We start from the raw sequence: 26,498 nt of genomic DNA, 5'->3' as shown, positions 1-26,498 counted from the left end.
TATTACCGATGGGTAGCATCATGGACGTTACTACCCGGTACCCGCCAATTACGGAGTCGCCGCCATGGGGCACTACAAGTCGAACCTCCGCGACGTCGAGTTCAACCTGTTCGAGGTCCTGGGCCGCGGCGCGGTGTACGGCACGGGCCCGTTCCAGGAGATCGATCCCGACACCGCGCGCACCATGCTCGCCGAGATCACGCGCCTCGCGGAGAACGAGCTGGCCACCTCGTACGAGGACGGCGACCGCAACCCGCCGGTCTTCGACCCCGCGACGCACACCGCCCCGCTGCCGGAGTCGTTCAAGCGCAGCTACCACGCCTACATGGACGCCGAATGGTGGCGCCTGAGCATCGGCGAGGAGCTGGGCGGGCTGACCGCGCCCCGTTCACTGATCTGGGCCGCCGGGGAGAACGTGCTGGGGGCCAACCCGGCGATCTGGATGTACGCCTCGGGCCCGACGTTCGGCCGCGTCCTGCACGACGAGGGCACCGAGGAGCAGAAGAAGATCGCGCGGCTGGTGGTGGACCGGCAGTGGGGCGCCACCATGGTCCTCACCGAGCCCGACGCGGGCTCCGACGTGGGCGCGGGCCGGGCGAAGGCGGTGCGGCAGGACGACGGGTCCTGGCACATCGAGGGCGTGAAGCGCTTCATCACCTCGGGCGAGCACGACCTGACGGACAACATCGTGCACTTCGTGCTGGCCAGGCCCGAGGGCCACGGCCCCGGTACGAAGGGCCTGTCGCTGTTCGCCGTACCCAAGTACGACTTCGACTGGGACACCGGTGAACTGGGCGCGCGCAACGGCGTGTACGCCACCAACGTCGAGCACAAGATGGGCCTGAAGGTCTCCAACACCTGCGAGCTGACCTTCGGCGCGCACGGCACCCCGGCGAAGGGCTGGCTGCTGGGCGAGAAGCACGACGGTATCCGCCAGATGTTCAAGATCATCGAGTCCGCGCGGATGATGGTCGGCACCAAGGCCATCGCCGCCCTCTCCACCGGCTACCTCAACGCGCTCGCCTACGCCAAGGAGCGCGTCCAGGGCCCGGACCTGACGCAGTTCGCCGACAAGTCCGCCCCGCGCGTCACCATCACCCACCACCCCGACGTCCGCCGTTCGCTGATGACGCAGAAGGCGTACGCGGAGGGCATGCGCGCCCTGGCGCTGTACACGGCAAGCGTCCAGGACGACATCCTGGTCAAGCAGGCCGCGGGCGAGGACGCCGCCGCCGAGGAGGCGCGGAACGACCTGCTGCTGCCCATCGTCAAGGGCTACGGCTCCGAGCGGTCCTACGCACAACTGGCCGAGTCCCTCCAGACGCTGGGCGGCTCCGGGTACCTCCAGGAGTACCCGCTCGAGCAGTACATCAGGGACGCCAAGATCGACACCCTCTACGAGGGCACCACCGCCATCCAGGGCCAGGACTTCTTCTTCCGCAAGATCGTCCGCAACCAGGGCGTCGCGCTCACCGCGCTGGCCGAGGAGATCAAGAAGTTCCTCGCCGAGGCGCCGGGCGGCGAGAGCCTGGCCGCCGCCCGCGACCAGCTCACCCGCGCCGTCGCCGACCTGGAGGCCACCGTCGGCGTGCTGCTGACCGACCTCGCCGCCACCGAGAAGGACGTCCGTTCCCTCTACAAGGTCGGGCTCAACACCACGGCGTTCCTGCTGTCCTCGGGTGACGTGATCGTCGGCTACCTGCTGCTGCGCGGCGCCGCCGTCGCGGCCGGGAAGCTGCCGGAGGCGCCGGAGCGCGACCGGGCGTTCTACGCGGGCAAGATCGCCGCGGCCCGGCACTTCGCCGCCACCGTCCTGCCCGGCGTCGCCGTCTCGCGTACCGTCGCCGAGACGACCGACCTCTCCCTGATGGACCTGGACGAGTCGGCCTTCTGACCCCCGGGCTCCTTCGAGCCCCACCCGCCAGGCGCCGGTCGACCGCCCCGTCCGACCGGCCGCCCACCAGGGCCCGGCGCGACCCCCCGCGCGCCGGGCCCTCCCCTTTTCCCGCCAATCGCTTTTCTCATCAATCGCTGGTCAGGGGCGACGAGTTCTCGGCACAATCCATGCATGTCTGGACACGCTGAGCTAGAGCTGCGCGACGGCACCTCGGTCCGCGTCCGCCTCGCCCCCGAGGACGCCGCGGACCCGTACGCCGGTCCCCACGACGCCCCGGAGGACGAGCGGGACCTGCCCGAGGGCCTCGGCGGCAGCGTCCCCGTCGGCCGGGGCCGCGCCGCCGCGCGGCGCCTGGCCACCGGGACCCTGCGCGCCGCCCTCGGTCCGCTCGGCCCCCTCCTCGAAGAGGTGCACGGCGCCGTCTCCGCCACCGCGCACCCCCCGCAGGAGATCACCGTCGAATTCGGCGTCGAGATCGGCCACGATCTCAAGCTCGGCCTCGTGGAGAGCGGCGGCCGGGCCCACCTCACCGTCACCGCCACCTGGCAGCCGGCGGCGACGGCCGCACCGTGACCCCGCCCCCGTCCCCGCCCACCCCGCGCCAGGCCGGGGAGCCGCGCCACAGCGTGGTCTCCGTCCTGCGCACCGACGACGGGAAGGCCGCAGGCGCCGGCGTGCTGCTCGCCGGGCAGCACCTGCTCACCTGCGCGCACGTCGTCAACGACGCCATCGGCCGCGGCCCCTTCGACGGCAGGCGGCCGGGGCGCGTACACGTTCCGCTCGTGTTCCACGGCCCGTTCGGCACGCAGCGCCTCACCGGCCGCACCGTGTACTGGGTGCCGCCGCGCCGCGCGGACGGCAGCGACCGGCCGCCGCGCGGCGGCGACCTCGAATGGCTCGGCGACCTCGCCGTCCTCCACGTGCCGGGACTCGCGCCCGACACCGTGGACGCGCCCGCCTGGACCGCGATGCGCGAGGGGCAGGACGTCCGCGCCTGGCACGGCACCGCGCTCCCCGGCTCGTTCTCCGACGCCCGCGTCAAGTCCTGCGACGAACACGTCGGTTACCTGGACGGCGAGCCCACCGGCATGTCGATCGGCCCCGCCTACAGCGGGGGCCCGCTGTGGTCGGGCGGCGACAACGCCGTCGTCGGCATCGTCGCCGCGCACAGCAGGCCGCCCGACGACCCCGTCACCGGCGGGCCGCCGGCCCACGACCCCGGGCACGTCATCCGCCGCAGCTGGTCCATCCCGTGGCAGCGGATCGAACGCGAACTGCGCGCCGTCGGCGCCCAGTCGCTGTTCCACACCGACGTGGCCGACCTGGACGACCCCGCCTACCCCGACCTGTGCGACCTGCTCGACCGGGCACTCGGCTCCTCGCTGAACCACCGGGACCTCGCCGCGGAGATCGCGGAACGCTGCGGAACGGCGCCCCCGCGCGAGGGCCACCTCGGCTCCCGCGCACTCGCCCGCACCCTGCTGACCGAGCCGCGGGCGCTCGCGGCGCTCAGCGAGATCCTGCACGCCCAGAGGTCCCCCGCCGCGGGACAGCTGGTCGCCACCGGCCAATGGTCCGCCGTTCCGCTGCTGCTCTCGCCCGGCGAGCACCGCCGGCTGCTCGCCCTGCTGGCCGCCGTGCCCGCCGCCGTCACCGCCCGCGTCCCGCAGGCCGTCCGCGCCGCGCTGCCGACCATGGCGGCCCCGCCCGCCACCGACGACACCGCGGCCCTGCTGCTCCACCTCGAACAGTTCTCCGGCGACGGCAGATCGTCCGAGGACCGGCCCCGCGTGCCCGCGCTGCTGCGCCTCGCCGAATACCTCGCCGTGGTCTGCCCGCCCTCCCAGCGCGCAGGGCTGCGGCTGTGGTGCGACGGCGTCGGGGCCCGGCTCGGCATCCCGCGCCCCGCACTGCGCGAACGCCGCGCGGACGCCGACGACTGGGCCGCGCACCTGGCGGCGCGCTCCGGCCCGCCGCGCGTGCTGGTGGGGCTCAGCACCGACGAGGACGGCCACCGGCTGCGCATCTGGTGCGACGAGGGCGACGGGCCGCGGCAGGTGTCGGGGCACGGCGACCGGCCCCTCACCGCGGCCGCGGTCGCCGAGGAGGTGCTGCGCGTGCTCGAACCGCTCGCCCGCGCCGCCCCCGGGCACACCAGGCCGCTGGTGGAGGTCCTGGTGGACCGGGCCGCGCTCGACCTGCCCGTCGACGAGTGGGAGAGCCCGGGCCCTGACGGCCTGATCCCCGGCGTGCTCGGCGCCGAATACCCGCTCGTCGTTCATTGCCCCGAACTGCTGCGCCGCCACGAGCGGTTCCTCCCCGACTGGCGGCACCGCTGGCGGTGCCTCGACTCCGGCGAGACCATTCACGTCTCGGACGCGGCGGCCGGGGCGCGCGCCGTCTACGGCACGCTCATGGACCGGCTCGACGCCGTCCGCGTCACGGTCGACGTGCCCGCCAGGGTCCGCAGCGAAGTCGTGCAGGTGTGCATCGCCGTCGGGGTACCGGTGGTGGTGTGGGACCGCGGCACCGGCCAGGAGTCCCACGCCGTCCGCCACGCCTCGGCGATCGCGCCGCGCGAACTGCCCGAGGGCGTCAGGTCGTACCGCGCCAAAACGGTCCACCGGCCGAACGAGTACCCCGGCCGGCCCGTCCTGGCCTGGGCCGACGCCGACCGCCCCGTGCCCGTGCTCCACCTCTCCGACCCCATGGAGGCCCCATGAGCAGCGTCCCCCGCGACACCTGGCGCATCTTCCACGGGGACGGCGTGCGGCGCGCGGTCACCATGCCCGAGGCCCCGCCGTGGCGCCGGTTCAAGAACGCGCCCGCCGACCGGCCGCTGCCGTACCTCATCTCCCGCGAGCACGCCGACGTCGTGAACGCCGCGCTGCACCTGCGCCGCCCGCTGCTGGTCACCGGCCCCGCGGGCACGGGCAAGTCGTCCCTGGCGTTCGCGCTCGCAGGCGAACTGGGGCTCGGCGAAGTCCTGCGGTGGCCGGTCAACAGCCGTTCCACGATCCAGGAGGCGCTGTACCAGTACGACGCGATCGGCCGCCTGCGCGAGACCACGCTCAGCCGCGACCGCGGCGAGACGGAGCCGTCCATCGGCGGCTTCATCCGGCTGGGCCCGCTCGGCACCGCGCTCGTACCGCGCGAGCGCCCGCGCGTGCTGCTGGTCGACGAGCTGGACAAGGGCGACGTGGACCTGCCGAACGACCTGCTCACCGTCTTCGAGGAGGGATACTTCCAGATCCCCGAGCTGGTCCGGCTGCCCGCCGAGCAGTCGGTCGTGCGCGTGCTGTCCGCCGACGCGGGCGAGGAGGTCGGCGTCGCGAGCGGGCGCGTGCACTGCACCGAGTTCCCCGCCGTCGTCATCACCAGCAACGGCGAACGCGACTTCCCGCCCGCGTTCCTGCGCCGCTGCGTCCGCCTCGACTTCCCCGTCGCCGACGAGGAACGCCTGCGGGCCATCGTCTCCGCGCACCTCGGCCCCGAGGCGCTGGGCGCCGCCCAGGACCTCATCCAGACGTTCCTCCAGCGCCGCGCCCCCGGCGAACTCGCCACCGACCAGCTGCTGAACGCCGTCTTCCTGCGCACCAGCGGCGTCGACCTGGACGCCGAGGGCCTGCTCGACGCCGTGCTGCACCAGCTCACCGGAACGGTCTGACCCGTGACGGCGGCCGGGAACGGGAACGCGAACGCGAACGGGAACGCGAACGCGAACGCGAACGGGAACGCCGGGGACCCGCTGGAGACGGCGCTGCGCGTGCTGCGCGGCGCCGGCTGGGACCCGCAGCCGCACGAACTGCTCGACGTGCTGTGGCTCGCCACCCGCCTCCCCGCCGGCACCGACCTGCGCGCCCACGACCCGGGACCGCCCGCCGCTGAGCCAGGCGACGACGGGAGGGACGGGACGGAGTCCGCCGCGCACGCCGCCGAGGCGGGCCGCCCCGGGCGCACCACCACCGACCCGCTGCCCCCGGCCGCCGCGCCGGACGACAAGCCGGTGCGGCTGCACGCCGCGCCGGGCCCCGGCACCCAGCCGCTCAACCTGCCGCCCCCGCCCCGCACCCCGCGCCGCGCCCTGCCGGTGCGCGTGCCGGGGGAGAAGGCGCTGCCCGACGAGCTGGGCATGGGCCGCGCCCTGCGCCCGCTGAAGCAGCGCAGGCCGAGCGCCCACGGCCGGGAGATCGACGAGGTGGCCACCGCCGCCGCCCTGGCCGAGACCCGGTTGCCCGACGTCGTGCTGCGCCCCACCAGGGAACGGTGGCTCGACCTCGCGCTCGTCGTGGACGACGGCCCGTCCATGCTGCTGTGGCACCGGCTCGCCGCCGAACTCCGCACCGTCTTCGAACGGATGGGCGCGTTCCGGCTGCTGCGCACCTACGGCCTCGACGCCCGCACGCCCGGGGCCGCCCGCCTGCGCCGGCAGCCGTTCTCGCCCGAGCCCGCCGCCCTCGCGCCGTCCGTGCTGGACGACCCCTCGGGGCGCACGCTCGTCGTCGTGGTCAGCGACGGCATGGGCGGCGCCTGGCGCGACGGGGCGGTGCACCGCGCGATCGAACGCTGGTCCGCCGCCGGGCCCGTCGCCGTCGTCCACACCCTGCCGCCCGGCCTGTGGGACGGCTCCGGCATCCGTGCGGAACGGTGGAACGCCACCACCCGCCACCGCGGCGGGGCGGGCACCGCCTGGCTGGTCACCGACCCGGTCCTGCCGGACGAACTCGGCACGTTCCCCGGCCTGCCCGTCCCCGTGCTCCAGCCGCTGCCGGCCGCCGTCCGGCCGTGGGCGCGGTTCCTCGCCTCCTCCGGTGCCACCGCGCACCTGCCCCTGCTGCTGCCGCCCGGCGACCGGCCGCCGCCCCGGCGGGAACGCGGCCTCCAGCACTTCCGCGACGCCGCGTCGCCCGAGGCGTACCGGCTGGCCGCGCACCTCGCGGCCGTCTCCCCCGTGTCCGTGCCCGTGATGCGGCTGGTGCGGTCCGCCGTGCCGTGGCGCGCGACGACCGCGCAGCTCGCCGAGGTGTTCCTCGGCGGCCTGCTGCTCCCCGCCCACGCCCCGGTGGCCGGGCCGCTGCCCGCGCACCACCGCGTCTTCGACTTCGCCGAGGACGCCAAGACCGCGCTGCTGGACGCCGTGCCCGGCGCCGAACTGCTGCGCACCGGACGCACCATCGGCCGCCGCCTTGAGGAACTGGCGGGCCGCTCGCCCGACTTCCCCGCCTGGCTGGTGCACCCCGCCGGGCGCGCCGCGCTGCCGGACCGGGCCCGCGGCTTCACCAGTATCGAGAAGCGGCTCATGAAGCGCTTCGGGATCACGCCGCCCGGCGCCGAGCGGAACGACGGCCGGGGCCGGCCCGAGGGCGAGTGGCCGCCGCTCACGCGCGAGGACCCGGAACGCCTCGGCCGCTACCGGCTGCTCGGGCGGCGGGAGGCCGGCCACGGCACCGTTCGCTACCTCGCCGAGGACCCGGACGGCCACCCGGTGCTGGTGCGCGCCGCGCCGGCGGCCGCGCCGCCGGTCAGCGGCGAGTCGCTGGCGGTCGAGGCGGCGGCGCTGACCCGCCTCGGCGGGCGCAACGCGCCCACCCTCCTCGGCAGCGACCTCGACGCTCCCCTGCCGTGGATCGCCACGACCCCGCCGGAGGCCGTCGCGCACCCGGACGAGACGGCCCAGCGGCTCGGCGACCTGCTGCGCACCCTGTCCAGGGACACCGCCGCGCCGCCGCTGCACGTGCTGGCCAGCCTGCACCTGGGCTGGCGGCTGGCCAGTGCGCTGAGCCTGTGCCACCTCCAGGACGTCGTACTCGGCGACTTCTCCCCCGCCACCGTCATCGTCACCGAACGCCGCGTGGTGCTCGCCGGTCTCGCGGAGTGCGCCGTCGACGGCAGGTTCGCCGGTCAGGGCCCCGCGCCCGTTCGCGAGGACAACGTCAGCGACCTCGGCCGCCTGCTCGACGCCATCAGCAACCACCGCAGGCCGGACGGCACCAGGGTCAGGCTGTGGGCGGGCGACACCTGGAGCGCGCTGCGCGCGCTCGTCGAGTCCTGCCTGTACGACGACCCCGCCACCCGGCCCACCGCGGGCGACGTCGAACAGGAGATGGGCAGGTTCGTCGCCATGGCGAGCGGCGCCGGGTCCGGCGGGTCCGCCGCGCCCGCCGCGGCGACCGCACCGGCGGCGTCGGCCTGGGCGCCCGGCGCCGCCAGGCCGCGCCCCCCGGCGCCCGCGGACCCGCCGCCGAAGCTGCCCGGCCGCCTGCGGCGGCTGGCGGCCGGCCCCCGGGAGGGCGCAGCGCGCGCCCGGGAGCACTTCGGCCTCCTGCGCGCCCCGCTCGCGCACGGCCACCGCGTGACCGTGGCCGGCATCCACCCCGGCGCCGGCCGGGCCACCGCGACGCTCGCGCTCGGCGCCCTGTTCGCCGCGGCGCGGGGCGGGGGCGTCCTGGCCGTCGACGGCGTGCCCGGCACGCGCGATCTGGCGGACCGGCTCGGCCCCAGGACCGCGACCGAGACGATGCGCCGCCTGGCCGCGCTGCCCGACCCGGTGACCCACGAGGACGTGCGCCGCGTCACCGCGCGGACCGCCTCCGGCCTTGAGGTGCTCACCCACGGCGCGCGCCACCCGGCCGCGCGGATCAACTTCGCCGCGGAGTACCGCCGGGTGCTGCGCATCGCCGAGCACCACTACGCGCTGGTGTTCACCGACTGGGCCGTCGCCTACCCCGCGGAGCGCCCGCTCGACGAACGGGCGCACGCCGTCCTTTCGATGACGGACCGGCTCGTGGTCTGCTGCCCGGACAGGACCGCGTCGGCGGGCACCGTGGGGGCGCTGCTCGACCGACTGGCCGGGCACGGGTACCGGGACCTCGCCGAGAACGCCCTGGTCCTGCTGACCCCGCTCGGGCAGCGCTGGGAGCAGGACGGGGAACGCACGCGCCGCGGCATCGAATCCCGCGGGAACCCGACCGTGACCCTCCCCGCCGATCCCCACCTCGCCGCGCACGGCGACGTGGCGCCCGGCCTGCTGCGGCGGCGCACGCTGAGCGCCCTGCTCGACGCCGCGGCGCTGATCGCCGGGCGGTTCGTATGCTGACTGCCATGACTGCACCGTTCGACCGCGCCCACACCGACGACCTGATGGGTTACCTCACCGCTTCCCCTTCGCCGTACCACGCGGTGGCCAACGCCGCGGAGCGGCTGGAGAAGTCGGGGTTCCGGCGGGTGTCGGAGACCGCGGCCTGGGACGGTACGCCCGGCGGGCGGTACGTGCAGCGCGGCGGGGCGCTGATCGCCTGGTTCGTGCCCGAGTCCGCGACGCCGGCCACCGGATTCCGCATCATCGGCGCCCACACCGACTCGCCGAACCTGCGAGTCAAGCCGGTCCCCGACACCGGCCGGGCCGGATGGAAGCAGATCGCCGTCGAGATCTACGGCGGGACGCTGCTCAACACCTGGCTGGACCGCGACCTCGGCGTCTCCGGACGGCTGGCGCTGCGGAACGGCGAGGCCGCGCTGGTGAACGCCGACCGGCCGCTGCTGCGCGTCCCGCAGCTCGCCGTTCACCTCGACCGCGGCGTCAACGAGGGCCTGAAGCTCGACCGGCAGCAGCACATGACGCCGATCTGGGGCATCGGCACACCGCGCGAGGGCGAGCTGGTCGAGTTCCTCGCCGCGGAGGCCGGGGTGGCGCCCGGTGACGTGCTCGGCTTCGACCTCATGGCGCACAGCGTCGAGCCGCCCGCCTACCTCGGCCGCGACCGGGAGCTGGTGGCCGGCCCGCGCATGGACAACCTGCTGTCGGTGCACGCCGCCACGGCCGCCCTGACCGCCGCCGCGGCGGCCGGGGACCTCGGCCACATCCCGGTGCTCGCCGCGTTCGACCACGAGGAGAACGGCAGCACCTCCGACACCGGCGCCCACGGCCCGCTGCTCGGCCGCGTGCTTCAGCGGTCCGTCGCCGCCCGCGGCGGCGACTACGAGGACCGGGCGCGGGCGCTCGCCGGATCGTTCTGCCTGTCGTCCGACACCGGCCACGCCGTTCACCCCAACTACGCGGAGCGGCACGACCCGACGCACCGTCCGATGGCGGGCGGCGGCCCCATCCTGAAGACGAACGTCAACCAGCGGTACGCCACCGACGGCACGGGCCGGGCCGTCTTCGCCGCGGCCTGCGAGCGCGCCGGGGTGCCGTGGCAGACGTTCGTGTCCAACAACGCCGTCCCGTGCGGCACGACGATCGGCCCCATCACCGCGGCGCGGCACGGCATCGCCACCGTGGACATCGGCGTCGCCATCCTGTCGATGCACTCCGCACGTGAACTGTGCGCCGCCACCGACCCGTTCCACCTGGCCAACGCGATGACGGCCTTCCTGCTGCCCTGAGGCCCCATCCCGCCGCGTTCCGTGGCAGCCCTGACGACGGCTCGTCACGAAGTCGTGAAACGCCGCCGCCATGCTGAGTATCACGGGGTCGGGCGGTACCGCACTGCACGGCGGTCCCGCCCGGTCCCCCCACCGGCATCTGCCCACGCCGCCCGGTACGGCGGGCAGACCCCGACCCACCCGGCACTAGGATTCGTCCCCAGAAAGCATTCACCGGCTGCGCCCGCGCGGCGTAACGTGTGAGCACACCCAGCCAGCGACGAACCGCCACGAGGGGTCCCGTGACCGTGCACCCGAGCCTTCAGCCGTCCATCGATGCCTGGACACAGTCCATCGAGGCGATATCCGAGCTGGTCTCGTCACTGGTGGACGGCGAGTGGAACCGTCCCACCGAGTGCCCCGGCTGGTCGGTGCGGGACGTGGTCTCCCACGTGATCGGCGGCGAGTGCGAGGCGCTGGGCGACCCGCGGCCGATCCACACCCTCCCCAGGGACCTGTACCACGTCACCGACGAGACGACCCGCTACCTGGAGGTGCAGGTCGACGTCAGGCGGCACCACACCGGCCCCGAGATGACGAGCGAGCTGGAGTACACGATCATCCGCAGGTCCCGCCAGCTGCGGAACGAGCGCCGCAAGCCCGATGACGTCATCTCGCACCCGCTGCACGGCAAGACGTCCCTGGCGCACTTCCTCGACCTGCGCGTCTTCAACGTCTGGACGGCCGAGCAGGACCTGCGCCGCGCCCTGCGCCGCCCGGGAAACCTGGACACCCCCGCCGCGCACATCGCGCGCGACGAGCTGCTGCGCCGGCTGCCGAAGGTGATCGCGGAGGACGCGGGCGCGCCGAAGAAGTCGGCGGTGGTCTTCGACGTGAACGGTCCGGTGGAGTTCCTGCGCACGGTCCGCGTCGACGAGAACGGTAACGGCACGGTGGAGAGCAGCCCTTCGCTGGGGCCGATCGTCACGTTCACCACGGACTGGGAGACGTTCAGCCGCCTCGCCAGCGGCCGGGTGCGGGCCAGGCGGGTCGCCGACAAGCTCAAGGTGGAGGGCGACGCGGAGCTGGCGGAGCGCATCGTGACCGGCTTCCCCATGGCGCACTGAGCCCGGCGCACTGAGCCCGGCCGCACCTCGGGGGCGGCGGGCGACGACCGCCTCGGCTCAGCCGTTCGTGGGCTCGTTGCCGGTGGAGACCGTCAGCTCGATCTCATCCTCGCCCGGCACGTACGGCTCGCCGGGTGCGGGGCTCTGGTCGACGACCATGCCGTCGCCCTTGATGACCTCGTCCTTGTAGTTCAGGTTCTCGTTGTAGGTCCAACCGGCCTCGCGCATACACGCCTTGACCGAGTCGATGTGGAAGTCGTAGAAGTCCGGCGTGGACACGGCGCCGGGGTTCTCTTCCTGGTTGTAGTAGTCGCCGGCCCCGACGCACGCGGACGTCTCGATGGCCTGCTCCGGGTCGCCCGGCGTGTAGCGCGGCTCCCGTTCCGTCGGCTCCTGCGAGGGGGCCGGCTCCTCGCCCTCGCCCTCGCCCTGCCCCGAGGTCTGCCCCGAGGGGTCGCCATCGGCCTGCCCGCCGCCCCCGTCGCCCCCGTCGCTCATCATCACGACGACGGCGACCACGGCCACCAGCGCGATGGCGACCACCGCCGCGGTCATCACCATCCACGCGTTGCCGCGGCCCGCACCGCCGCCGCTGCCGCCGTTCCCGCCCGGCTCGGACCCGGCGCCGCCGGGCGGCACCATGGCGTACGGCGGCGGGGTGCTCGGCGCGGCCTGCTGCGGATAGCCGTAGCCGCCGACCGGCGGGGTGGGCGCGTAGGGGGAGGCGTAGGTGTGGCCCGGCGGCGGCGTCGGGCCGCCGAACTGGGGGAACACCGCGTTCGACACGGCCGCGCCGCTGTCCGCCGGGGCATGCGCGCCCGGCACGATCTGCGGGGCGGCGCCGGAGAGCGTGCCGGCGACCCGCCGGCACTCGGCGGCGAACGCCTCGGCCGAGGGGAACCGGTCGTTCGGGTTCTTCTGGAGGGCCCGCGCCACCAGCGCGTCGACGTCCCGAGGCACCGAGGCGTTGATCGTGGAGGGCGCCGGCGGCTCCTCCTGAACGTGTGCGTAGGCGATGGCGAGCGCCGACTCCGCGTCGAACACCAGCCGGCCGGTCAACAGCTCGAAGAGCATGACGCCGACCGAGTAAAGGTCGGAACGGGCGTCGACCCCGCGGCCGAGCGCCTGCTCGGGGGAGAGGTACTGCGGGGTGCCGACGACCATGCCGGTCTGCGTCATCGCGGTGACGCCGGACTGCATCGCCCGCGCGATGCCGAAGTCCATGACCTTGACCACATTGCGGCGGGTGAGCATGACGTTACCGGGCTTGATGTCCCGGTGGACGAGGCCCATCTCGTGGCTGATGTCGAGCGCGGCCAGCACGTCCGCGGTGAGGTGCAGCGCCTTGTCGGCCGGCATCGCGCCGAAGCGCTCGATGTCCTGCTCCAGCTCCGTGCGCAGCGGCCGGCCCTCGACGTACTCCATGACGATGTAGGGCACCGGGGCCCCGTCTATGAGGTCCTCGCCGGTGTCGTACACGGAGACGATGTTGGTGTGCGTCAGCTTCGCGACCGACTGCGCCTCGCGCTTGAACCGTTCCCGGAAAGCGTCCTCCCGGCCCAGCTCGGAGTGCATGGTCTTGATCGCGACCTGCCGTTCGAGCACCGTGTCCCAGGCCAGATGCACCGAGGCCATGCCGCCCTTGCCGAGGACGTCCCGCAACTGGTAACGGCCGCCCCCCACGGAGCGCCCCCGGTAATCTCCGGGCGGCTGCACGTGGTCACTCATCTGGTCGTTCCCCCTAGGCGCTGTGCTGCGATGCGCCGGTAGGGCGCTTCAGTGCTCCGCCGCGCATAATACGGACCTGCTGTCCGCCCCAAGTCTGCCGCAGGGCCCGGGCACGTCAAGCACGTTGTCCGTACCGTGACCGCCGCCTCCGGCTCAACTTGTCATCGCGGGCCCGGAGCGGGTTTGATGGCCGAGGGGACCCATGCTGACTGGGACCCATGCTGACTACGGCGAGGACTGATGGCACACGAGCGAGGCGCTGCGGGGTCCGGCGAGGAGGAGCCCGGGGCGGCCGGCAGCGAAGTGCCCGACTCCCCGGAGCTGTGGGGCAACAACGGACTGGTCGGTGACGGGCGTTACCGGCTGACCTACCGCCTGGGCCGGGGCGGGATGGCGGAGGTCTTCGCCGCGGAGGACGTGCGCCTCGGCCGGCCGGTCGCCGTCAAGCTGCTGCGCGCCGATCTGGCGCAGGACCCGGTGTCCAAGGCCCGTTTCACGCGCGAGGCGCAGTCCGTCGCCGGGCTCAACCACCATGCGGTCGTCGCCGTCTACGACTCCGGCGAGGAGCAGGTGGGCCGCGACATGGTCCCCTACATCGTGATGGAGCTGGTCCACGGCAAGACCATCAGGGAACTCCTGATCGACTCCGAGTCCCCGCCCGCCGAGCAGGCCCTGGTCATCGTCTCCGGCGTCCTGGAGGCCCTGGCCTACAGCCACCACCACGGCATCGTTCACCGCGACATCAAACCGGCGAACGTCATCATCACCGAGGCCGGCGCCGTGAAGGTGATGGACTTCGGCATCGCCCGCGCGCTGCACGGCGCCGCGCAGACGATGACGCAGACCGGCATGGTCATGGGCACGCCGCAGTACCTCTCCCCCGAGCAGGCGCTCGGCAAGGCCATCGACACCCGCTCCGACCTCTACGCGGTCGGCTGCCTGCTCTTCGAGCTGCTGACGCTGCGCCCGCCGTTCGTCGGCGAGACGCCGCTCGCCGTGGTCTACCAGCACGTCCAGGACATGCCGCGGCTGCCGTCCGAGATCTCCGCCGAGGCGCCGCCCGAGCTGGACGGCCTGGTGATGCGTTCCCTCGCCAAGGACCCGGAGGACCGCTTCCAGTCCGCCGAGGAGATGCGCGGCCTGGTGCAGTACGCGCTGCGGACGCTCCAGGAGCACGGCGGCCACACCGGCGGCCTGTGGAACACGGGCTCCGTCACCGGCGGGGCCACCCCGCCGATGGGCACCCCGGCCGCGGCCACCACCAGGACCGGCACCGACGCGCCGACCAGCCAGTACGCGGCGCCGATGCTCATGGGCAACCAGGGCGGCGGCGGGGACCACGACGAGCCCGCGGGCCCGTCGGCGAACGGGCGGCGCGGCCGCATGATCCTCGTCGCGCTGCTCGCGCTCGTCGCGATCGGCACCGGCGTGCTCGTCGCGGCCAACCTCGGCGGCGACGAGGACCCGAGCAGCCCGCCGAGCGAGACGGACACCACCGAGCCGAGCGACCGGGAGACGGACCGGGAGACCGACGAGGAGAGCCCGTCGGAGTCCGATGACGTCGAGCAGCCGTCGGACGACGAGTTGGTCCCGTCGGACGACGACGACGACGATTGGCCGGAGCCCGAGCCGGGCGAGCCGACAGGTACTGAGACCGGCACGCCCACCGATCAGGAGACCGGCACGCCGACCGAGCCGGAGACCCCGCCGACGACCGAGCCGGAGACGACCCCGCCGCCGACGTCCACCGAGGGCAGCTCGGAGGGCGGCGAGGACGGCGGGCCAGGCGACGGGGGCGCGGACGAGGGCGGCGGCGGCGACGAGGGCGGCACGGACCCGGGCGCGGACGACGGAGGCGCCGCCGCCGGTGCCGACACTCCCTGACGGCGCGACGGGACCCTCGGGGAACACGCTTTCCGCACTGCTGAGCCGGTACGACGCGGGGGAGCCCGTCGCCTGCGAACGTGTCGCCGAGGGGCTGCTCAACCACGGCTACCGGCTGGCCACCACGCGGGGCGTCTTCTTCCTGAAGCACCACCTCGACGGCGATCCGCAGACGGTGATACCGCTGGCCGGCCGGCACCGCGCCACCGCGGAGCTGGCCGGTCTCGGGCTGCCGGTCGTGCCGCCGCTCGCCGCCAGGGACGGGCGGACGGTCGCCGTGCTCGGCGGCCGTGCCTACGCGCTGCACCCGTGGGTCGAGGGCAGGCACCGGCACGGGGGCCAGCTCAGCCGCGGGGAGAGCCGCCGGCTCGGGGCGCTGCTCGGTCTGGTGCACCGGGCGCTGGAGCGGGTGATAAGGCGCTGGCCGCCGCGCCGCCTGCCCGAGCGGGAGGCGGCCAGGGCAGGGGACACGTACGCGCGGATCGACCAGTTGCTGGCCCGGGTGCGCGCCCGCGCCCGGCGCACCGGCTTCGACGAGCTGGCGGAGCACCGGCTGCTCGAACGCCGCACGCTGCTGCGCGACCACGAGTGGCTGCGCCCCTCCGCGGAGGAGATACCCGCCGAGGGGTGGGTGCACGGGGACTTCCACCCGCTCAACCTGCTGTACCGGGCCGAGGCCCCGGTGGAGCCGGTGGCGATCGTGGACTGGGACCGGCTCGCGGTGCGGCCCCGCGCGGAGGAGGCGGTCAGGGCCGCCGTGATCTTCTACCTCCGCGCCGACGGGAGTCTTGAGCTGGCGAAGGTCCGCGCCTACGCCCGCGCCTACCGGGCCGCCGTCGGCGCCTCGCCCGCGGAGCTGGCGGCGGCGGTGCACCGCGTGTGGTGGGAGCGGCTGAACGACTTCTGGATGCTGGACTGGCACTACGAACGGGCCGACCGCCGCCCCGATCCGCAGTTTCCCGCCGCCTCCGCGCTGGTGGTGTGGTGGACGCTGAACACGGCTGCGGTGCGGGACGCGTTCTGCGACTGAGCACGGCCGCCCCGCCCACGCGCGCGTTACCGCCCGCGCTCTGCCTGCCGCCGTGCGACGTAGGCCGCGGCCTGCGAGCGGCGTTCCATGCCGAGTTTGGCGAGGAGACTCGACACGTAGTTCTTGATCGTCTTCTCGGCGAGGCTCAGTTCCTGGCCGATCGCGCGGTTGGTCAGGCCGTCCCCGATGAGTCCCAGGATGCGCCGCTCCTGCTCGGTCAGCCGTTCGAGCCGATCGTCGCCCGCCGCCTGGTCGCCGCCGCCGCGCAGCCGGTCCAGCACGCGCCGGGTCGCGTCCGGGTCGAGCAGCGACTTGCCCGCGGCCACGTCCCTGACCGCCGTCAGCAGCTCCGTTCCCCTGATGGCCTTGAGGACGTAGCCCGAGGCGCCCGCCATGATGGCGTCGAACAAGGCCTCGTCATCCGCGTACGAGGTGAGCATCAGACACTTGATCGCCTCGTCCCGCGAACGGATTTCGCGGCACACCTCCACGCCGCTGCCGTCCGGCAGCCGGACGTCGAGGACCGCCACGTCCGGCCGGGCCGCGGGAATCCTGGCCAGCGCGTCCGCCGCCGTGCCGGCCTCGCCGACCACGTCGATGTCCGGCTCCAGCGCGAGCAGCTCGTGCACGCCGCGTCGGACCACCTCGTGGTCATCGAGGAGGAATACGGTAATTTTTCCCTCTTTGCCCACCCGCACAGTGTCACACAGTCACCGTGGGCCCGCCCCTCGCCGTACTCTTCCCGCGACCCGCGTGCCCGGGTTAACGTGCAGGTGTCCCGACGTCCTGCGAGGCTGGGACCAGTGCCGTTCCGCCACGCTCCGCCAACTACTTGGAAATCCAGGTAAATCCGCAGGTCAGAGGCGATTTCGTGGCTTGTGGACCCACTGGCTACCGTGCTCTTATGGGGCCGTCGAACGGGACGAGAACGGGACACAGAACCGCTCGGTTCCGTCCGCGCCGCACACACCCCCGTGCGCCGTACGGGACCGGGAGGGCCGCACTGGCCGCCCGGTGGACCCCGGGGGCCGGACCGACGGAGGAGCACGAGTGACCGTGGAAAGCACCGCCGCGCGCGGCAAGCCGCGCCGACCCGCGGCGAAGAGGACAGCGGGCAAGCGGCAGCAGCCCCAGCCGGGCCCCAAGCCCGAGATGGTGCAGCTGCTGACCCCCGAGGGCGAACGGGTCGAGCACCCTGACTACGCGCTGGAGACCACCCCGGAGCAGCTGCGCGAGCTGTACCGCGACATGGTGCTCACCCGCCGGTTCGACGCCGAGGCCACCGCGCTCCAGCGGCAGGGCGAGCTGGGCCTGTGGCCCTCGCTGCTCGGCCAGGAGGCGGCGCAGATCGGCTCCGGACGTGCGCTGCGCGAGACGGACTACGTCTTCCCGACCTACCGCGAGCACGGCGTCGCCTGGTGCCGCGGCGTGGACCCGACGAAGCTGCTCGGCATGTTCCGCGGCGTCAACCACGGCGGCTGGGACCCGGCGAGCAACAACTTCCACCTCTACACCATCGTCATCGGCTCCCAGGCCCTGCACGCCACCGGCTACGCGATGGGCGTCGTCAAGGACGGCGCCGACGTGGCCGTCGTGGCGTACTTCGGCGACGGCGCGTCCAGCCAGGGCGACGTGGCGGAGGCGTTCACGTTCGCCGCGGTGTACAACGCCCCGGTGGTGTTCTTCTGCCAGAACAACCAGTGGGCCATCTCCGAGCCCACCGAACGCCAGACGCGGGTGCCGCTGTACCAGCGCGCGCAGGGCTACGGCTTCCCCGGCGTGCGCGTCGACGGCAACGACGTGCTGGCCGTGCTGGCCGTCACGCGCGCCGCGGCCGAGCACGCGAGGACCGGTCAGGGGCCCATGCTGGTCGAGGCGTTCACCTACCGGATGGGCGCGCACACCACTTCGGACGACCCGACCAGGTACCGCCGCAAGGAGGAGCTCGAAGTCTGGGAGGCGAAGGACCCGTTGCTGCGGCTGCGCCGCCTGATGGAGCGGGAGAACGCGGCGGACGACGCGTTCTTCACCGATCTCGACGCGGAGAGCGACGCGCTGGCCAGGCGCGTCCGCGAGGCCATCCGGACGATGCCCGACCCCGACGGCATGGCCATGTTCGAGCACACCTACGCCGACGGGCACACGCTCGTCGACGAGGAACGGGCCCAGTACGGCGCCTACGTGGCCTCGTTCGCCGACCACCACGAGGGGGACTGACATGGCCGCCGAGAAGATGGCACTGGCGAAGGCGCTGAACTCCTCGCTGCGCAAGGCCCTGGAGACCGACCCCAAGGTCCTGGTCATGGGCGAGGACGTCGGCCGCCTCGGCGGTGTCTTCCGCATCACCGACGGACTCCAGAAGGACTTCGGCGAAGACCGCGTCATCGACACCCCCCTCGCCGAATCCGGCATCATCGGCACCGCCATCGGCCTCGCCCTGCGCGGCTACCGCCCGGTCACCGAGATCCAGTTCGACGGCTTCGTCTTCCCCGCCTACGACCAGATCGTCACCCAGCTCGCCAAGATGCACGCCCGTTCCCTCGGCACCGTCAAACTCCCCGTCGTCATCCGCATCCCCTACGGCGGCGGCATCGGCGCCGTGGAACATCACAGCGAATCCCCCGAAGCCCTCTTCGCGCACGTCGCGGGCCTCAAGATCGTCACCCCCGCCGACCCGGCCGACGCCTACTGGATGCTCCAGCAGGCCATCCAGTGCGACGACCCCGTCATCTTCTTCGAGCCGAAGGCCCGTTACTGGGACAAGGGCGAGGTGGACCAGGCGGGCATCCCCGGGCCGCTGCACGCGGCCAAGGTGGTCAGGGCGGGCGGTGACCTGACGCTGGCCGCCTACGGGCCGACGGTGAAGACGGCGCTCGCCGCGGCGGCGGCCGCGGCCGAGGAGGACGGCACCTCGATCGAGGTGATCGACCTGCGGTCGGTCTCGCCGATCGACTTCGACACGCTCCAGCGGTCGGTGGAGAAGACCGGCCGCCTGGTCGTCGCGCACGAGGCACCGGTGTTCTTCGGCTCCGGAGCGGAGGTCGCCGCCCGCATCACCGAGCGGTGCTTCTACCATCTCCAGGCCCCGGTACTGCGCGTGGGCGGCTTCCACGCGCCGTATCCGCCGGCGCGCCTGGAGGAGGAGTACCTGCCCGGGCTTGACAGGGTGCTGGACTGCGTCGACCGCGCCTTGGCGTACTGAGGGAGAGGCTGAGGAGAGTCGTGACGATGGCTGCTGAGGCACAGCGCTACCGCGAGTTCAGAATGCCGGACGTGGGCGAAGGGCTCACCGAGGCGGAGATCCTGAAGTGGCTGGTCCAGCCGGGCGACACGGTGAGCGACGGCCAGGTCGTGGTGGAGGTCGAGACGGCGAAGGCCGCCGTGGAACTGCCCATTCCGTACGACGGACAGGTGCGGGAGGTCCTCTTCTCCGAGGGCAGCACCGTGGACGTCGGTACGGCGATCATCACGGTCGACACCGACCCGTCCGCCGGCCCGCCGCCGGACGGGGAGGCGCCGGCCGGCGAGGAGCAGAGCGCGAACGGCGGGCGGCAGCCCGTGCTGGTCGGCTACGGCGTCTCGGCGCCGGCCACGCGGCGCCGCCCGCGCAAGCCGCGGACGCCCGCGGCACAGACACCGGAGCCGCGGCAGGAGCAGGCACCGGTGCCGCCGCAGGCCGCGGCGGCGGACCGGACGCACGAGCCGGCGCACGAGCCGGCGGCGCCCAACGCACGGCCGTTGGCCAAGCCGCCGGTGCGCAAGCTGGCCAAGGACCTGGGCGTCGACCTCACACGCGTCATCCCGACCGGCGCGAACGGCATCATCACCCGCGAGGACGTGCACGCCGCGGCCACGGCCGCCACCGCACCCCCCGTACCCCAGCCCACCGCGGCCACCGCACCCGCCGCGCCGGGCCCCGCGCCGGCCGTGGAGCCGCAGTCCCTGGCCGCCATCCGCGAACGCCGCGTCCCGGTCAAGGGCGTACGCAAGGCGACCGCACAGGCCATGGTCGCCAGCGCGTTCACCGCGCCCCACGTCACCGAGTTCGCCACGGTCGACGTCACCCGCACCATGCGCCTGATCACCGAGCTGAAGAACGACCCCGAGTTCGCGGGGCTACGCGTCAACCCGCTCCTGCTCACCGCCAAGGCGCTGCTGACCGCGATCCGCCGCAACCCGGACGTCAACAGCGCCTGGGACGAGGCCAATCAGGAGATCATCCACAAGAACTACGTCAACCTCGGCATCGCCGCCGCCACCCCGCGCGGCCTCGTCGTCCCCAACATCAAGGACGCCCACACCAAGACCCTCCCCCAACTCGCCCATGCGCTCGGCGACCTCGTCACCACCGCGAGGGAAGGCAAGAGCACCCTCGCCGACATGCGCGACGGCACGGTCACCATCACCAACATCGGCGTCTTCGGTATCGACACCGGCACCCCCATCCTCACCCCGGGCGAAGCCGCGATCCTCGCGCTCGGCGCCATCCGTGAACAGCCCTGGGTCCACAAGGGCAAGATCAAGCCCCGGCACATCACCACCCTCGCCCTGTCCTTCGACCACCGCCTCGTCGACGGCGAACTCGGCTCCAAGGTCCTCGCCGACACCGCCGCCGTACTCGAGCACCCCAAGCGACTGATCACCTGGGGCTGAGCCGGCACGGCAAGGGGGGCGGCAGCCGTACGGCTGCCGCCCCCGAATCATGTGGTCCTGACAATCAGAGGTAGGGCCCGGACCGCGCCCCGCCACGGGGGTCGTCCTGCTCGGGCGGCTCCTCTCCCATGGCGCCGGGCGGCAGCGCGCGGCGCATCTGCTCCAGCTGCGCGCGGGCCGCCATCTGCTGGGCGAACAGCGCCGTCTGGATACCGTGGAAGAGTCCTTCGAGCCAGCCCACGAGCTGCGCCTGGGCAATGCGCAGCTCCGCATCGGTGGGCACGCCGTCATCGGTGAACGGCAGCGAAAGCCGGCTCAGTTCGGCCACGAGCTCCGGCGCGAGCCCCTCCTCCAGCTCCTTGACGGAGCTGGCGTGGATCTCTTTGAGCCGGACCCGGCTCGCCTCGTCGAGCGGCGCCGCCTTCACCTCCTCAAGCAGCTGCTTGATCATGCTGCCGATCCGCATGACCTTCGCCGGCTGCTCCACCATCTCGGTCAGGGGCGTCTCCGACTGCCCCTCCCCGCCCTCTCCGTCTCCCCGGGGCGCGACACCGCTGAGCGCCATCCCGTCCGGGCCCACGACCAGAATCTGGGACTTGTCCTGCGGTGCTTCGTTGCTCGGCTGCGTCATAACCCCATCATGCAACGCGGATCACCCAGCGCGCCGCGCGAGGTGGATGCGCGAACGGGTCAGCAGCGCGGCGAGCAGACAGGCGACCAGCGGCACCACGACGATGAGCTGCACGAACGTGCCCCAGGGCAGGGAGATGAAAAGTTCCGGACGACCTCCCTGCCCCCAGCCCTCCGTCACGCTGCGTTCCCACTCGGCGACGTCGGAACGGTGCCCGGAGAGCAGCAGGCCGAGCGCGGGGACCAGGCCGGACGCCGCGCCGAGGAGAACGCCCATCGCGGCGATCAGGCCGCACTGAAGCCCGGAGAGTGTGCGGCGCAGCCGCGGCGTCGCGCCGACCGCGGCCAGCGTGGTGAGGTCGGCCTCCGAATCGGCCTGGGCGAGACCGGTGGCGATGCCGGCGGCACCGAGCGTGATGACCATGGCCGCGAGGCTCAAAATCAGCAGCCCGAAGGCGGTCTCGCTCTGGAAGCCGTCCTCCACCTCCACATGCGGCGCCACACCGAGGGTGTCGGCGAGCACGCCCTCGAACTCCTGCTGCTCGCCGCTGCTGGGCATGCGGGTGGTGGAGAAGTAGGTCTCGGACGGCACCACGCGCAGCCCCGCCGCCTCGGCCGTCTCCGGCGTGATCACGGCGGCGAACGGGATGTTCCCGGTCTCCACCAGGCGGGCGGGGAAGGCCGGCTCGTGGTCGGGCGGCGTCAGCGGCTCGCCGTCGCCGCCGTACTCCGGCTCCCGCTCGTACACCTCCAGGCTCACGGAGCCGTCTTCGATCCACCGGTCCGAGAACGTGATCGCCTCACCGCGCTCCAGCGCGGCCCGGTCCGCCGCCCCGCCGGTGCCGAGGACGTCCAGCAGTTCAGGACCGGCGACGGCCAGCATGGTGCCGCCATCGTCCACATCGCAGCGCGGGTCGTCGGCCAGGTCACGGCGTTCGGCCGCGGGGATGCTCGCGGCGTCCGGCTCCCACAGGGGGCACTCCTGGCCCGCTGGCACCACCACCTCGGCCCAGCCGCAGCCGTCGCCCGAGTACGGATCACAGCCGGGCTCACCGGGCCTGAGCTGCCCGATGTCGGCGCGGACGTCGACGGGCAGTTCGCGTTCCGCGATCTCCCCGGCGCGGGTGAGGCCCGAGGTGTCGTCCGTTCCGGAGCTGATCGACACCGTGCCCTCCGGGAGGTACGCGGTGTACTCGGCGCGCGCCTCGGCGTCGTCGCTGGTCATCACCGTGGACACGGCGACGGTGCCCGCGACGGCCGCGAGCACCGCGGCGACGGCGGGCGCGCTGCGCCCGCGGTTGCGCGCGGCGTCGCGCAGCGCGAGGCGCGGGGACAGCGGCAGCCAGCGGCCGAGACGGCCGAAGACGCCGACGAGGAACGGGGTGAGCGCGACCAGACCCAGCTCGGCGATGACCGAGCCGACCGCGACGACCACGGTGCTGTCCAGGGTCAGGCCGCCGACGATCGCCAGGGCGGCGCCGAGCACCAGCGCCACCGCGCCGACGACGGGCAGCACCCGCCCGGCGCGGCGCACGCCGCGGCGTCCGGTGAGGGATTCCAGGACGCTGCTGCGCGCGGCGCCGACCGCGGGGACGAGGGCGGCGAGCAGCCCGACGAGGACGGCGAGGAACGCGATACCGGCCAGTTCCGGAATGCGGAAGTCCCAGGCGCCGAAGCGGCTGCCCAGCTGGTTCTCGATCAGCGGGCGGGCCGCGAGCGTCAGGAGGATGCCGACCGTGACGCCGATGACGGCGGCGACCGCGCCGAGGACCACGCCGCTGGCGAGCATGACGGCCCGCAGGTGTCGGCGGTCACCGCCGTTCGCGCCGATCAGGCCGAGCTGGCGGCGGGAACGCCGGGCGCCGACGGCGAAGGCGGGTCCTGCCAGCAGGCAGATCTCCAGGATGATGAGCGAGACGACGGTGATGACGATGGCGACCGCCTCCGCGTCGGCCCCCGGGTCGGAGTAGCCGGACCAGTCCTCCTCCGCGTAGAGCGGCACCTCGGAGTCGGGCGGCGGGGCGGCGAGGACGGCCTTGGAATCGGCGGTGAAGCCGCGTTCGTTGGCCGCGACGACCATGTCCCAGGTGACGCCGCCCTCGGGCACGTCGGCGAGGTAGGCGGTCCGGCTCATGTAGCCGCCCGCGCCCGCGGACTCGGGCAGCGGCAGCACGGCGCCCGGCCGGGCGAGCACCTCCGCCGTTCTCAGGGCGTCGGGGCGCTCGTAGGCACCGGTGATGCGGTAGCCGCGTTCGCCGTCCTTCACGCGCAGCTCAGAGCCCACGCGCAGGCCGCTCTCGTCGAGGAACGCCTGGGTGGCCGCGACCTCGCCCGGCTCCTGCGGGTAGTGGCCGCGCAGCAGGGTGAACGGGCCGTCGGCCACGGGGTTCGTGGCGTCGAACTCGCGGATGGTCGCCGTCATCAGGCCAGCCCTGCTGTGCACGACGCCTTCGACCGACTCGTTGGAGTAGACGTCGGTGCCGGGCGGGAGCAGCGCCGCCAGTTCCGCGGCGACCTCGTCGGCCGGGCGCTCGCGGGCGTCCTCCCAGCCGTCCCCCTCCAAGTGGTATTCCATCTCACCGTCGGGCGACTGGAGCACCGGGCCGCTGCCGTTCGCCAGGACGAACTCCGCGTCGGCCGAGCCCATCTGGCGCGTCAGCTGCTCGGCCTGCGACAGTTCCCCGCTGCGGAAGGCCAGGTCGGCCGCCGTCACGCTGAGGATCGGCAGCGCGATCATGGCGACGACCAGCGCGCTGCGCCCCTTGGCGCGCAGGGCGTCCCGGCGCGCGATGCGCAGCGCGAGCCGCCAGGTGGAGATCCGGCTCAACGGTGGCTCCCGTCGGTGAGGAGCGATTCGGCCGAGTGGGAGACGGACTCGTCCACGATGGTGCCGTCGCGCAGGAACACCACGCGGTCGGCCCACGCGGCGTAGCGGGACTCGTGCGTGACGAGGACGACCGCCGCGCCCTCGTCGCAGCGCTTGCGGAGCAGCGCGAGCACGGCCTCGCCGGTCTCGGAGTCCAGGGCGCCGGTCGGCTCGTCCGCCAGGACGAGCCGCCGGTCGCCGACGAGGGCCCGGGCGATGGCGACGCGCTGCTGCTGGCCGCCGGACATCTCGTCGGGGAAGCGGTCGGTCAGCTCCGAGAGGCCGATCTCGGCGAGTGCCGCCTGCGCCTCGCGGCGCGCGACGCGGGCGGCGACGCCGTCGAGTTCGCGGGGCAGCGCGATGTTCTCGGCCGCGGTGAGCGCGGGTATGAGGTTGTAGTCCTGGAAGACGTAGCCGACGCGTCCGCGGCGCACCTTGGCCAGGGCGCCGCGGCCGAGTGCGCCGAGGTCCTCGCCCTCGACGAGGACGTTGCCGCGGGTCGCCGCGTCCAGGCCGCCGGCCAGGGTCAGCAGCGTCGACTTGCCGGACCCGGAGGGGCCCATCACGGCGACGAACTCGCCGGCGAACACCTTCAGACCGACGCCGCGCAGCGCGTGCACGGCGGCGACTCCGCTGCCGTGGACGCGCGTGACGTCGCGAAGTTCGAGCACGGGGGTGTCGGGAGCGGTGCTGCGGGTCACGAGACACCGCCGCGGGACGTGGCGGGGGACGCGGCAGGAGACGCGGCGGGGGTGCCGGGCGGCTGCTGCGACGGCGCCGAACGCTGCGGCTGCGGGCGGCCTTCGGCGAGGCGCACCAGGCGCGTCTCGCAGTGGTCGAGCCACCGGCTCTCCGCCTCGGCGGAGAAGATCAGCTGTTCCAGGACGAGCAGCCAGGCGATGTCGTCGCGCGAGTCCGTTCCCCCGGCGAGCGCGCGGGCCTTGAGGCGCGTGTAGTCCTGCATCGCCTTGAGCGTGTGCCGGCGCTGGGCCTGGATGATGGCCCGGATGTCCACGCCTGGCGCGCCGACGGCCATGGCCAGCTTGATGGCCAGCTCGTCGCGCGAGGGCTGGGTGCGGTCGACGGGCCGGGCATACCAGTCGCCCAGCTCGGCCTGGCCGGCCTCGGTGATGGCGTACAGCTGCTGCTTGGCGTCACCGCCGCCTTCGGGAACGATGAGCCCGTCGCGCTCCAGGCGGCCGAGCGTCGTGTAGACCTGCCCGATGTTCAGCGGCCAGGTGGCGCCGGTGCGCGACTCGAATTCGACGCGGAGCTGTGAGCCGTAGCGCGGCCCGCTCTCCAGGAGGGCGAGAAGCCCGAAACGGATCGACATACCGAGTATCTATACTCAGTATTCACCGAGTTCGCAAGCACGGAGGTGCTGCCCGCCGGGCATCGGCCCAGCCACGGGAAGCCGTCAGACACTCGGGGAGGCGCGAGGCGCGGAACCGGCGAGACCGACCCCCCAGCCACGCGCCGAACGGCACACGGAAAGCACCAGGCCCTCAGGCCCGGACCGCCCCGCTGCGTTCAGGCCGCGCGGCGCAGGCGCAGGCCGAGGACGCCGAGGCCCAGGCCCAGACTGGCGAGACCGGCGCCCAACGGCAGTACGGGCAGCACCTCACCGCCCTGCCGCGCGGCGAACGCCGTGGGCCGTGGCTCCTGCCGCGGCGGCGGCGCGGCCTCGCCGGAGACCGTGGGCCAGCGGGTGGTGGCGCGTTCGCTCCCGGCACCATGGCCCTCGGCGATGTGCGGTGCATGGCTCCCGGTCGGCGGGTCCCCCGCGACGGCGGACGGGACGAACAGAGCTATGACGGCCGCCGCGGCCATCGCGAATCCCACCCACACCCTCACAGCGCCCGACCCTTCACGCGCGTCCACCGGATACGTGACCAGCGTCACACAGATAGACGTTCCCGGCATCTCGGGCCCTCGGGGACCACCCGGACACCGCGCCCGACCGGTGACGACCCACCCGGGTCGCGCCATGGAACCGCGCCGCACCGCCAGGACCCCGCCTCAGTCCACACGTGCGCCGCTCGGTAAGCTGTTGGAGTCATGACAACGCGTCCGCACCACCGCCCACCCAGGACTTGATCCGGCAGATACCCCCGCGTACCAGTCGCGGTCCGGCTCCCCCAGGCCCCGAACCCCCGGGGGAGCACCGCACCGGATCGCCGTTCGACGAAATCCCTAGGCCCTGTCCTGCCGATCTTGCCGGGCCCACGACGCCAGCTACGGCACCTCGCTGCGTTACCGAATCGCGCGAATACGGCCAAGTATGAGCTGCGATCCGGTGCCTTGCGATGCACCGCATCT

19 protein-coding genes are annotated in these 26,498 nt (G+C 73.7%); 12 read left to right on the top strand and 7 right to left on the bottom strand.

The features are described from left to right. Positions 1-64 precede the first annotated feature (64 nt). From RM779_RS22070 to RM779_RS22040, 7 genes are all read left to right on the top strand, one after another. Complete coding sequence (locus RM779_RS22070; protein ID WP_311619486.1) at positions 65-1,894, top strand: acyl-CoA dehydrogenase; 1,830 nt, start codon at positions 65-67, stop codon at positions 1,892-1,894. A gap of 174 nt (positions 1,895-2,068) precedes the next feature. After that, positions 2,069-2,470 (top strand): CU044_2847 family protein, encoded by a 402-nt coding sequence (locus tag RM779_RS22065; protein WP_311619485.1) that lies wholly within the window; start codon positions 2,069-2,071, stop codon positions 2,468-2,470. Next, positions 2,467-4,620 (top strand): VMAP-C domain-containing protein, encoded by a 2,154-nt coding sequence (locus RM779_RS22060; RefSeq protein ID WP_311619484.1) that lies wholly within the window; start codon positions 2,467-2,469, stop codon positions 4,618-4,620. The genes RM779_RS22065 and RM779_RS22060 overlap by 4 nt, the downstream gene beginning before the upstream one ends. Beyond that, on the top strand, positions 4,617-5,564 hold the full coding sequence (locus RM779_RS22055) for an AAA family ATPase (protein ID WP_311619483.1): 948 nt from the start codon (positions 4,617-4,619) through the stop codon (positions 5,562-5,564). Before RM779_RS22060 ends, RM779_RS22055 begins: the two co-directional genes overlap by 4 nt. 3 nt (positions 5,565-5,567) lie before the next feature. Continuing rightward, complete coding sequence (locus RM779_RS22050) at positions 5,568-8,993, top strand: SAV_2336 N-terminal domain-related protein (protein WP_311619482.1); 3,426 nt, start codon at positions 5,568-5,570, stop codon at positions 8,991-8,993. Positions 8,994-8,998: 5 nt separating this feature from the next. Next, a complete protein-coding gene (locus RM779_RS22045; RefSeq protein WP_311619481.1) occupies positions 8,999-10,282 on the top strand; it encodes a M18 family aminopeptidase in 1,284 nt (427 codons plus the stop codon). A gap of 281 nt (positions 10,283-10,563) precedes the next feature. Then, positions 10,564-11,388, top strand: coding sequence for a maleylpyruvate isomerase family mycothiol-dependent enzyme (locus RM779_RS22040; RefSeq protein ID WP_311619480.1), 825 nt, complete (start codon positions 10,564-10,566; stop codon positions 11,386-11,388). A gap of 57 nt (positions 11,389-11,445) precedes the next feature. On the opposite strand, the gene RM779_RS22035 is transcribed toward RM779_RS22040, so the two are convergent. Continuing rightward, positions 11,446-13,116, bottom strand: a complete 1,671-nt coding sequence (locus tag RM779_RS22035) for a Stk1 family PASTA domain-containing Ser/Thr kinase (RefSeq protein WP_311619479.1) — start codon at positions 13,114-13,116, stop codon at positions 11,446-11,448. Positions 13,117-13,356: 240 nt separating this feature from the next. Between RM779_RS22035 and RM779_RS22030 the strand changes: the two genes are divergently transcribed. Together RM779_RS22030 and RM779_RS22025 are read left to right on the top strand one after the other, a co-directional pair. Beyond that, positions 13,357-15,000 (top strand): protein kinase domain-containing protein, encoded by a 1,644-nt coding sequence (locus RM779_RS22030; protein WP_311619478.1) that lies wholly within the window; start codon positions 13,357-13,359, stop codon positions 14,998-15,000. Continuing rightward, positions 14,984-16,030 carry a phosphotransferase gene (locus RM779_RS22025; RefSeq protein WP_311619477.1) on the top strand — a complete coding sequence of 349 codons (1,047 nt, stop codon included), beginning with the start codon at positions 14,984-14,986 and terminating at the stop codon, positions 16,028-16,030. Before RM779_RS22030 ends, RM779_RS22025 begins: the two co-directional genes overlap by 17 nt. Positions 16,031-16,056: 26 nt before the next feature. On the opposite strand, the gene RM779_RS22020 is transcribed toward RM779_RS22025, so the two are convergent. Further along, positions 16,057-16,722 carry a response regulator transcription factor gene (locus RM779_RS22020; protein WP_311619476.1) on the bottom strand — a complete coding sequence of 222 codons (666 nt, stop codon included), beginning with the start codon at positions 16,720-16,722 and terminating at the stop codon, positions 16,057-16,059. 358 nt (positions 16,723-17,080) lie between these two features. Between RM779_RS22020 and pdhA the strand changes: the two genes are divergently transcribed. The 3 genes from pdhA to RM779_RS22005 are packed head-to-tail and all read left to right on the top strand — an operon-like array spanning position 17,081 to position 20,683. Further along, positions 17,081-18,247, top strand: a complete 1,167-nt coding sequence (pdhA, locus tag RM779_RS22015) for a pyruvate dehydrogenase (acetyl-transferring) E1 component subunit alpha (protein WP_311619475.1) — start codon at positions 17,081-17,083, stop codon at positions 18,245-18,247. 1 nt (position 18,248) lies between these two features. Further along, a complete protein-coding gene (locus RM779_RS22010) occupies positions 18,249-19,232 on the top strand; it encodes an alpha-ketoacid dehydrogenase subunit beta (RefSeq protein ID WP_311619474.1) in 984 nt (327 codons plus the stop codon). A 26-nt stretch (positions 19,233-19,258) separates the two neighbouring features. Next, the gene (locus RM779_RS22005) at positions 19,259-20,683 is read left to right on the top strand and encodes a dihydrolipoamide acetyltransferase family protein (RefSeq protein WP_311619473.1); all 1,425 of its coding nucleotides are present in this window, start codon (positions 19,259-19,261) and stop codon (positions 20,681-20,683) included. Between the two features lie 64 nt (positions 20,684-20,747). Here RM779_RS22005 and RM779_RS22000 read toward each other — a convergent pair whose 3' ends face one another. The 5 genes from RM779_RS22000 to RM779_RS21980 all read right to left on the bottom strand — a co-directional run bounded on the left by RM779_RS22000 (position 20,748) and on the right by RM779_RS21980 (position 26,033). Then, positions 20,748-21,314 (bottom strand): bacterial proteasome activator family protein, encoded by a 567-nt coding sequence (locus RM779_RS22000; protein WP_311619472.1) that lies wholly within the window; start codon positions 21,312-21,314, stop codon positions 20,748-20,750. Between the two features lie 21 nt (positions 21,315-21,335). Next, positions 21,336-24,050 carry an ABC transporter permease gene (locus tag RM779_RS21995; RefSeq protein WP_394813363.1) on the bottom strand — a complete coding sequence of 905 codons (2,715 nt, stop codon included), beginning with the start codon at positions 24,048-24,050 and terminating at the stop codon, positions 21,336-21,338. Between the two features lie 86 nt (positions 24,051-24,136). Then, the gene (locus RM779_RS21990) at positions 24,137-24,880 is read right to left on the bottom strand and encodes an ABC transporter ATP-binding protein (protein ID WP_311619470.1); all 744 of its coding nucleotides are present in this window, start codon (positions 24,878-24,880) and stop codon (positions 24,137-24,139) included. Further along, positions 24,877-25,512, bottom strand: coding sequence for a PadR family transcriptional regulator (locus RM779_RS21985; RefSeq protein WP_311619469.1), 636 nt, complete (start codon positions 25,510-25,512; stop codon positions 24,877-24,879). The genes RM779_RS21990 and RM779_RS21985 overlap by 4 nt, the downstream gene beginning before the upstream one ends. Positions 25,513-25,709: 197 nt before the next feature. After that, entirely contained in the window at positions 25,710-26,033 is a 324-nt protein-coding gene (locus RM779_RS21980; RefSeq protein WP_311619468.1) for a hypothetical protein, read from the bottom strand. Between the last annotated feature and the right edge of the window lie 465 nt (positions 26,034-26,498).

Origin of the sequence: Streptomyces johnsoniae, from assembly GCF_031845565.1 — a bacterium.
In the GTDB taxonomy this organism is placed as follows: Bacteria; Actinomycetota; Actinomycetes; order Streptomycetales; family Streptomycetaceae; genus Streptomyces; species Streptomyces johnsoniae.
Note: the sequence above shows the minus strand (reverse complement) of the source record. Positions and strands in the feature narration are given on the sequence as shown.

Excerpts from the sequence above, each read along its gene's own strand:
- RM779_RS22070 (WP_311619486.1), top strand. The coding sequence starts at position 65 with ATGGGGCACTACAAGTCGAACCTCCGCGACGTCGAGTTCAACCTGTTC.
- RM779_RS22065 (WP_311619485.1), top strand. The coding sequence starts at position 2,069 with ATGTCTGGACACGCTGAGCTAGAGCTGCGCGACGGCACCTCGGTCCGC.
- RM779_RS22055 (WP_311619483.1), top strand. The coding sequence starts at position 4,617 with ATGAGCAGCGTCCCCCGCGACACCTGGCGCATCTTCCACGGGGACGGC.
- RM779_RS22045 (WP_311619481.1), top strand. The coding sequence starts at position 8,999 with ATGACTGCACCGTTCGACCGCGCCCACACCGACGACCTGATGGGTTAC.
- RM779_RS22035 (WP_311619479.1), bottom strand. The coding sequence starts at position 13,116 with ATGAGTGACCACGTGCAGCCGCCCGGAGATTACCGGGGGCGCTCCGTG.
- RM779_RS22030 (WP_311619478.1), top strand. The coding sequence starts at position 13,357 with ATGGCACACGAGCGAGGCGCTGCGGGGTCCGGCGAGGAGGAGCCCGGG.
- RM779_RS22010 (WP_311619474.1), top strand. The coding sequence starts at position 18,249 with ATGGCCGCCGAGAAGATGGCACTGGCGAAGGCGCTGAACTCCTCGCTG.
- RM779_RS22005 (WP_311619473.1), top strand. The coding sequence starts at position 19,259 with ATGGCTGCTGAGGCACAGCGCTACCGCGAGTTCAGAATGCCGGACGTG.
- RM779_RS22000 (WP_311619472.1), bottom strand. The coding sequence starts at position 21,314 with ATGACGCAGCCGAGCAACGAAGCACCGCAGGACAAGTCCCAGATTCTG.
- RM779_RS21995 (WP_394813363.1), bottom strand. The coding sequence starts at position 24,050 with ATGATCGCGCTGCCGATCCTCAGCGTGACGGCGGCCGACCTGGCCTTC.
- RM779_RS21985 (WP_311619469.1), bottom strand. The coding sequence starts at position 25,512 with ATGTCGATCCGTTTCGGGCTTCTCGCCCTCCTGGAGAGCGGGCCGCGC.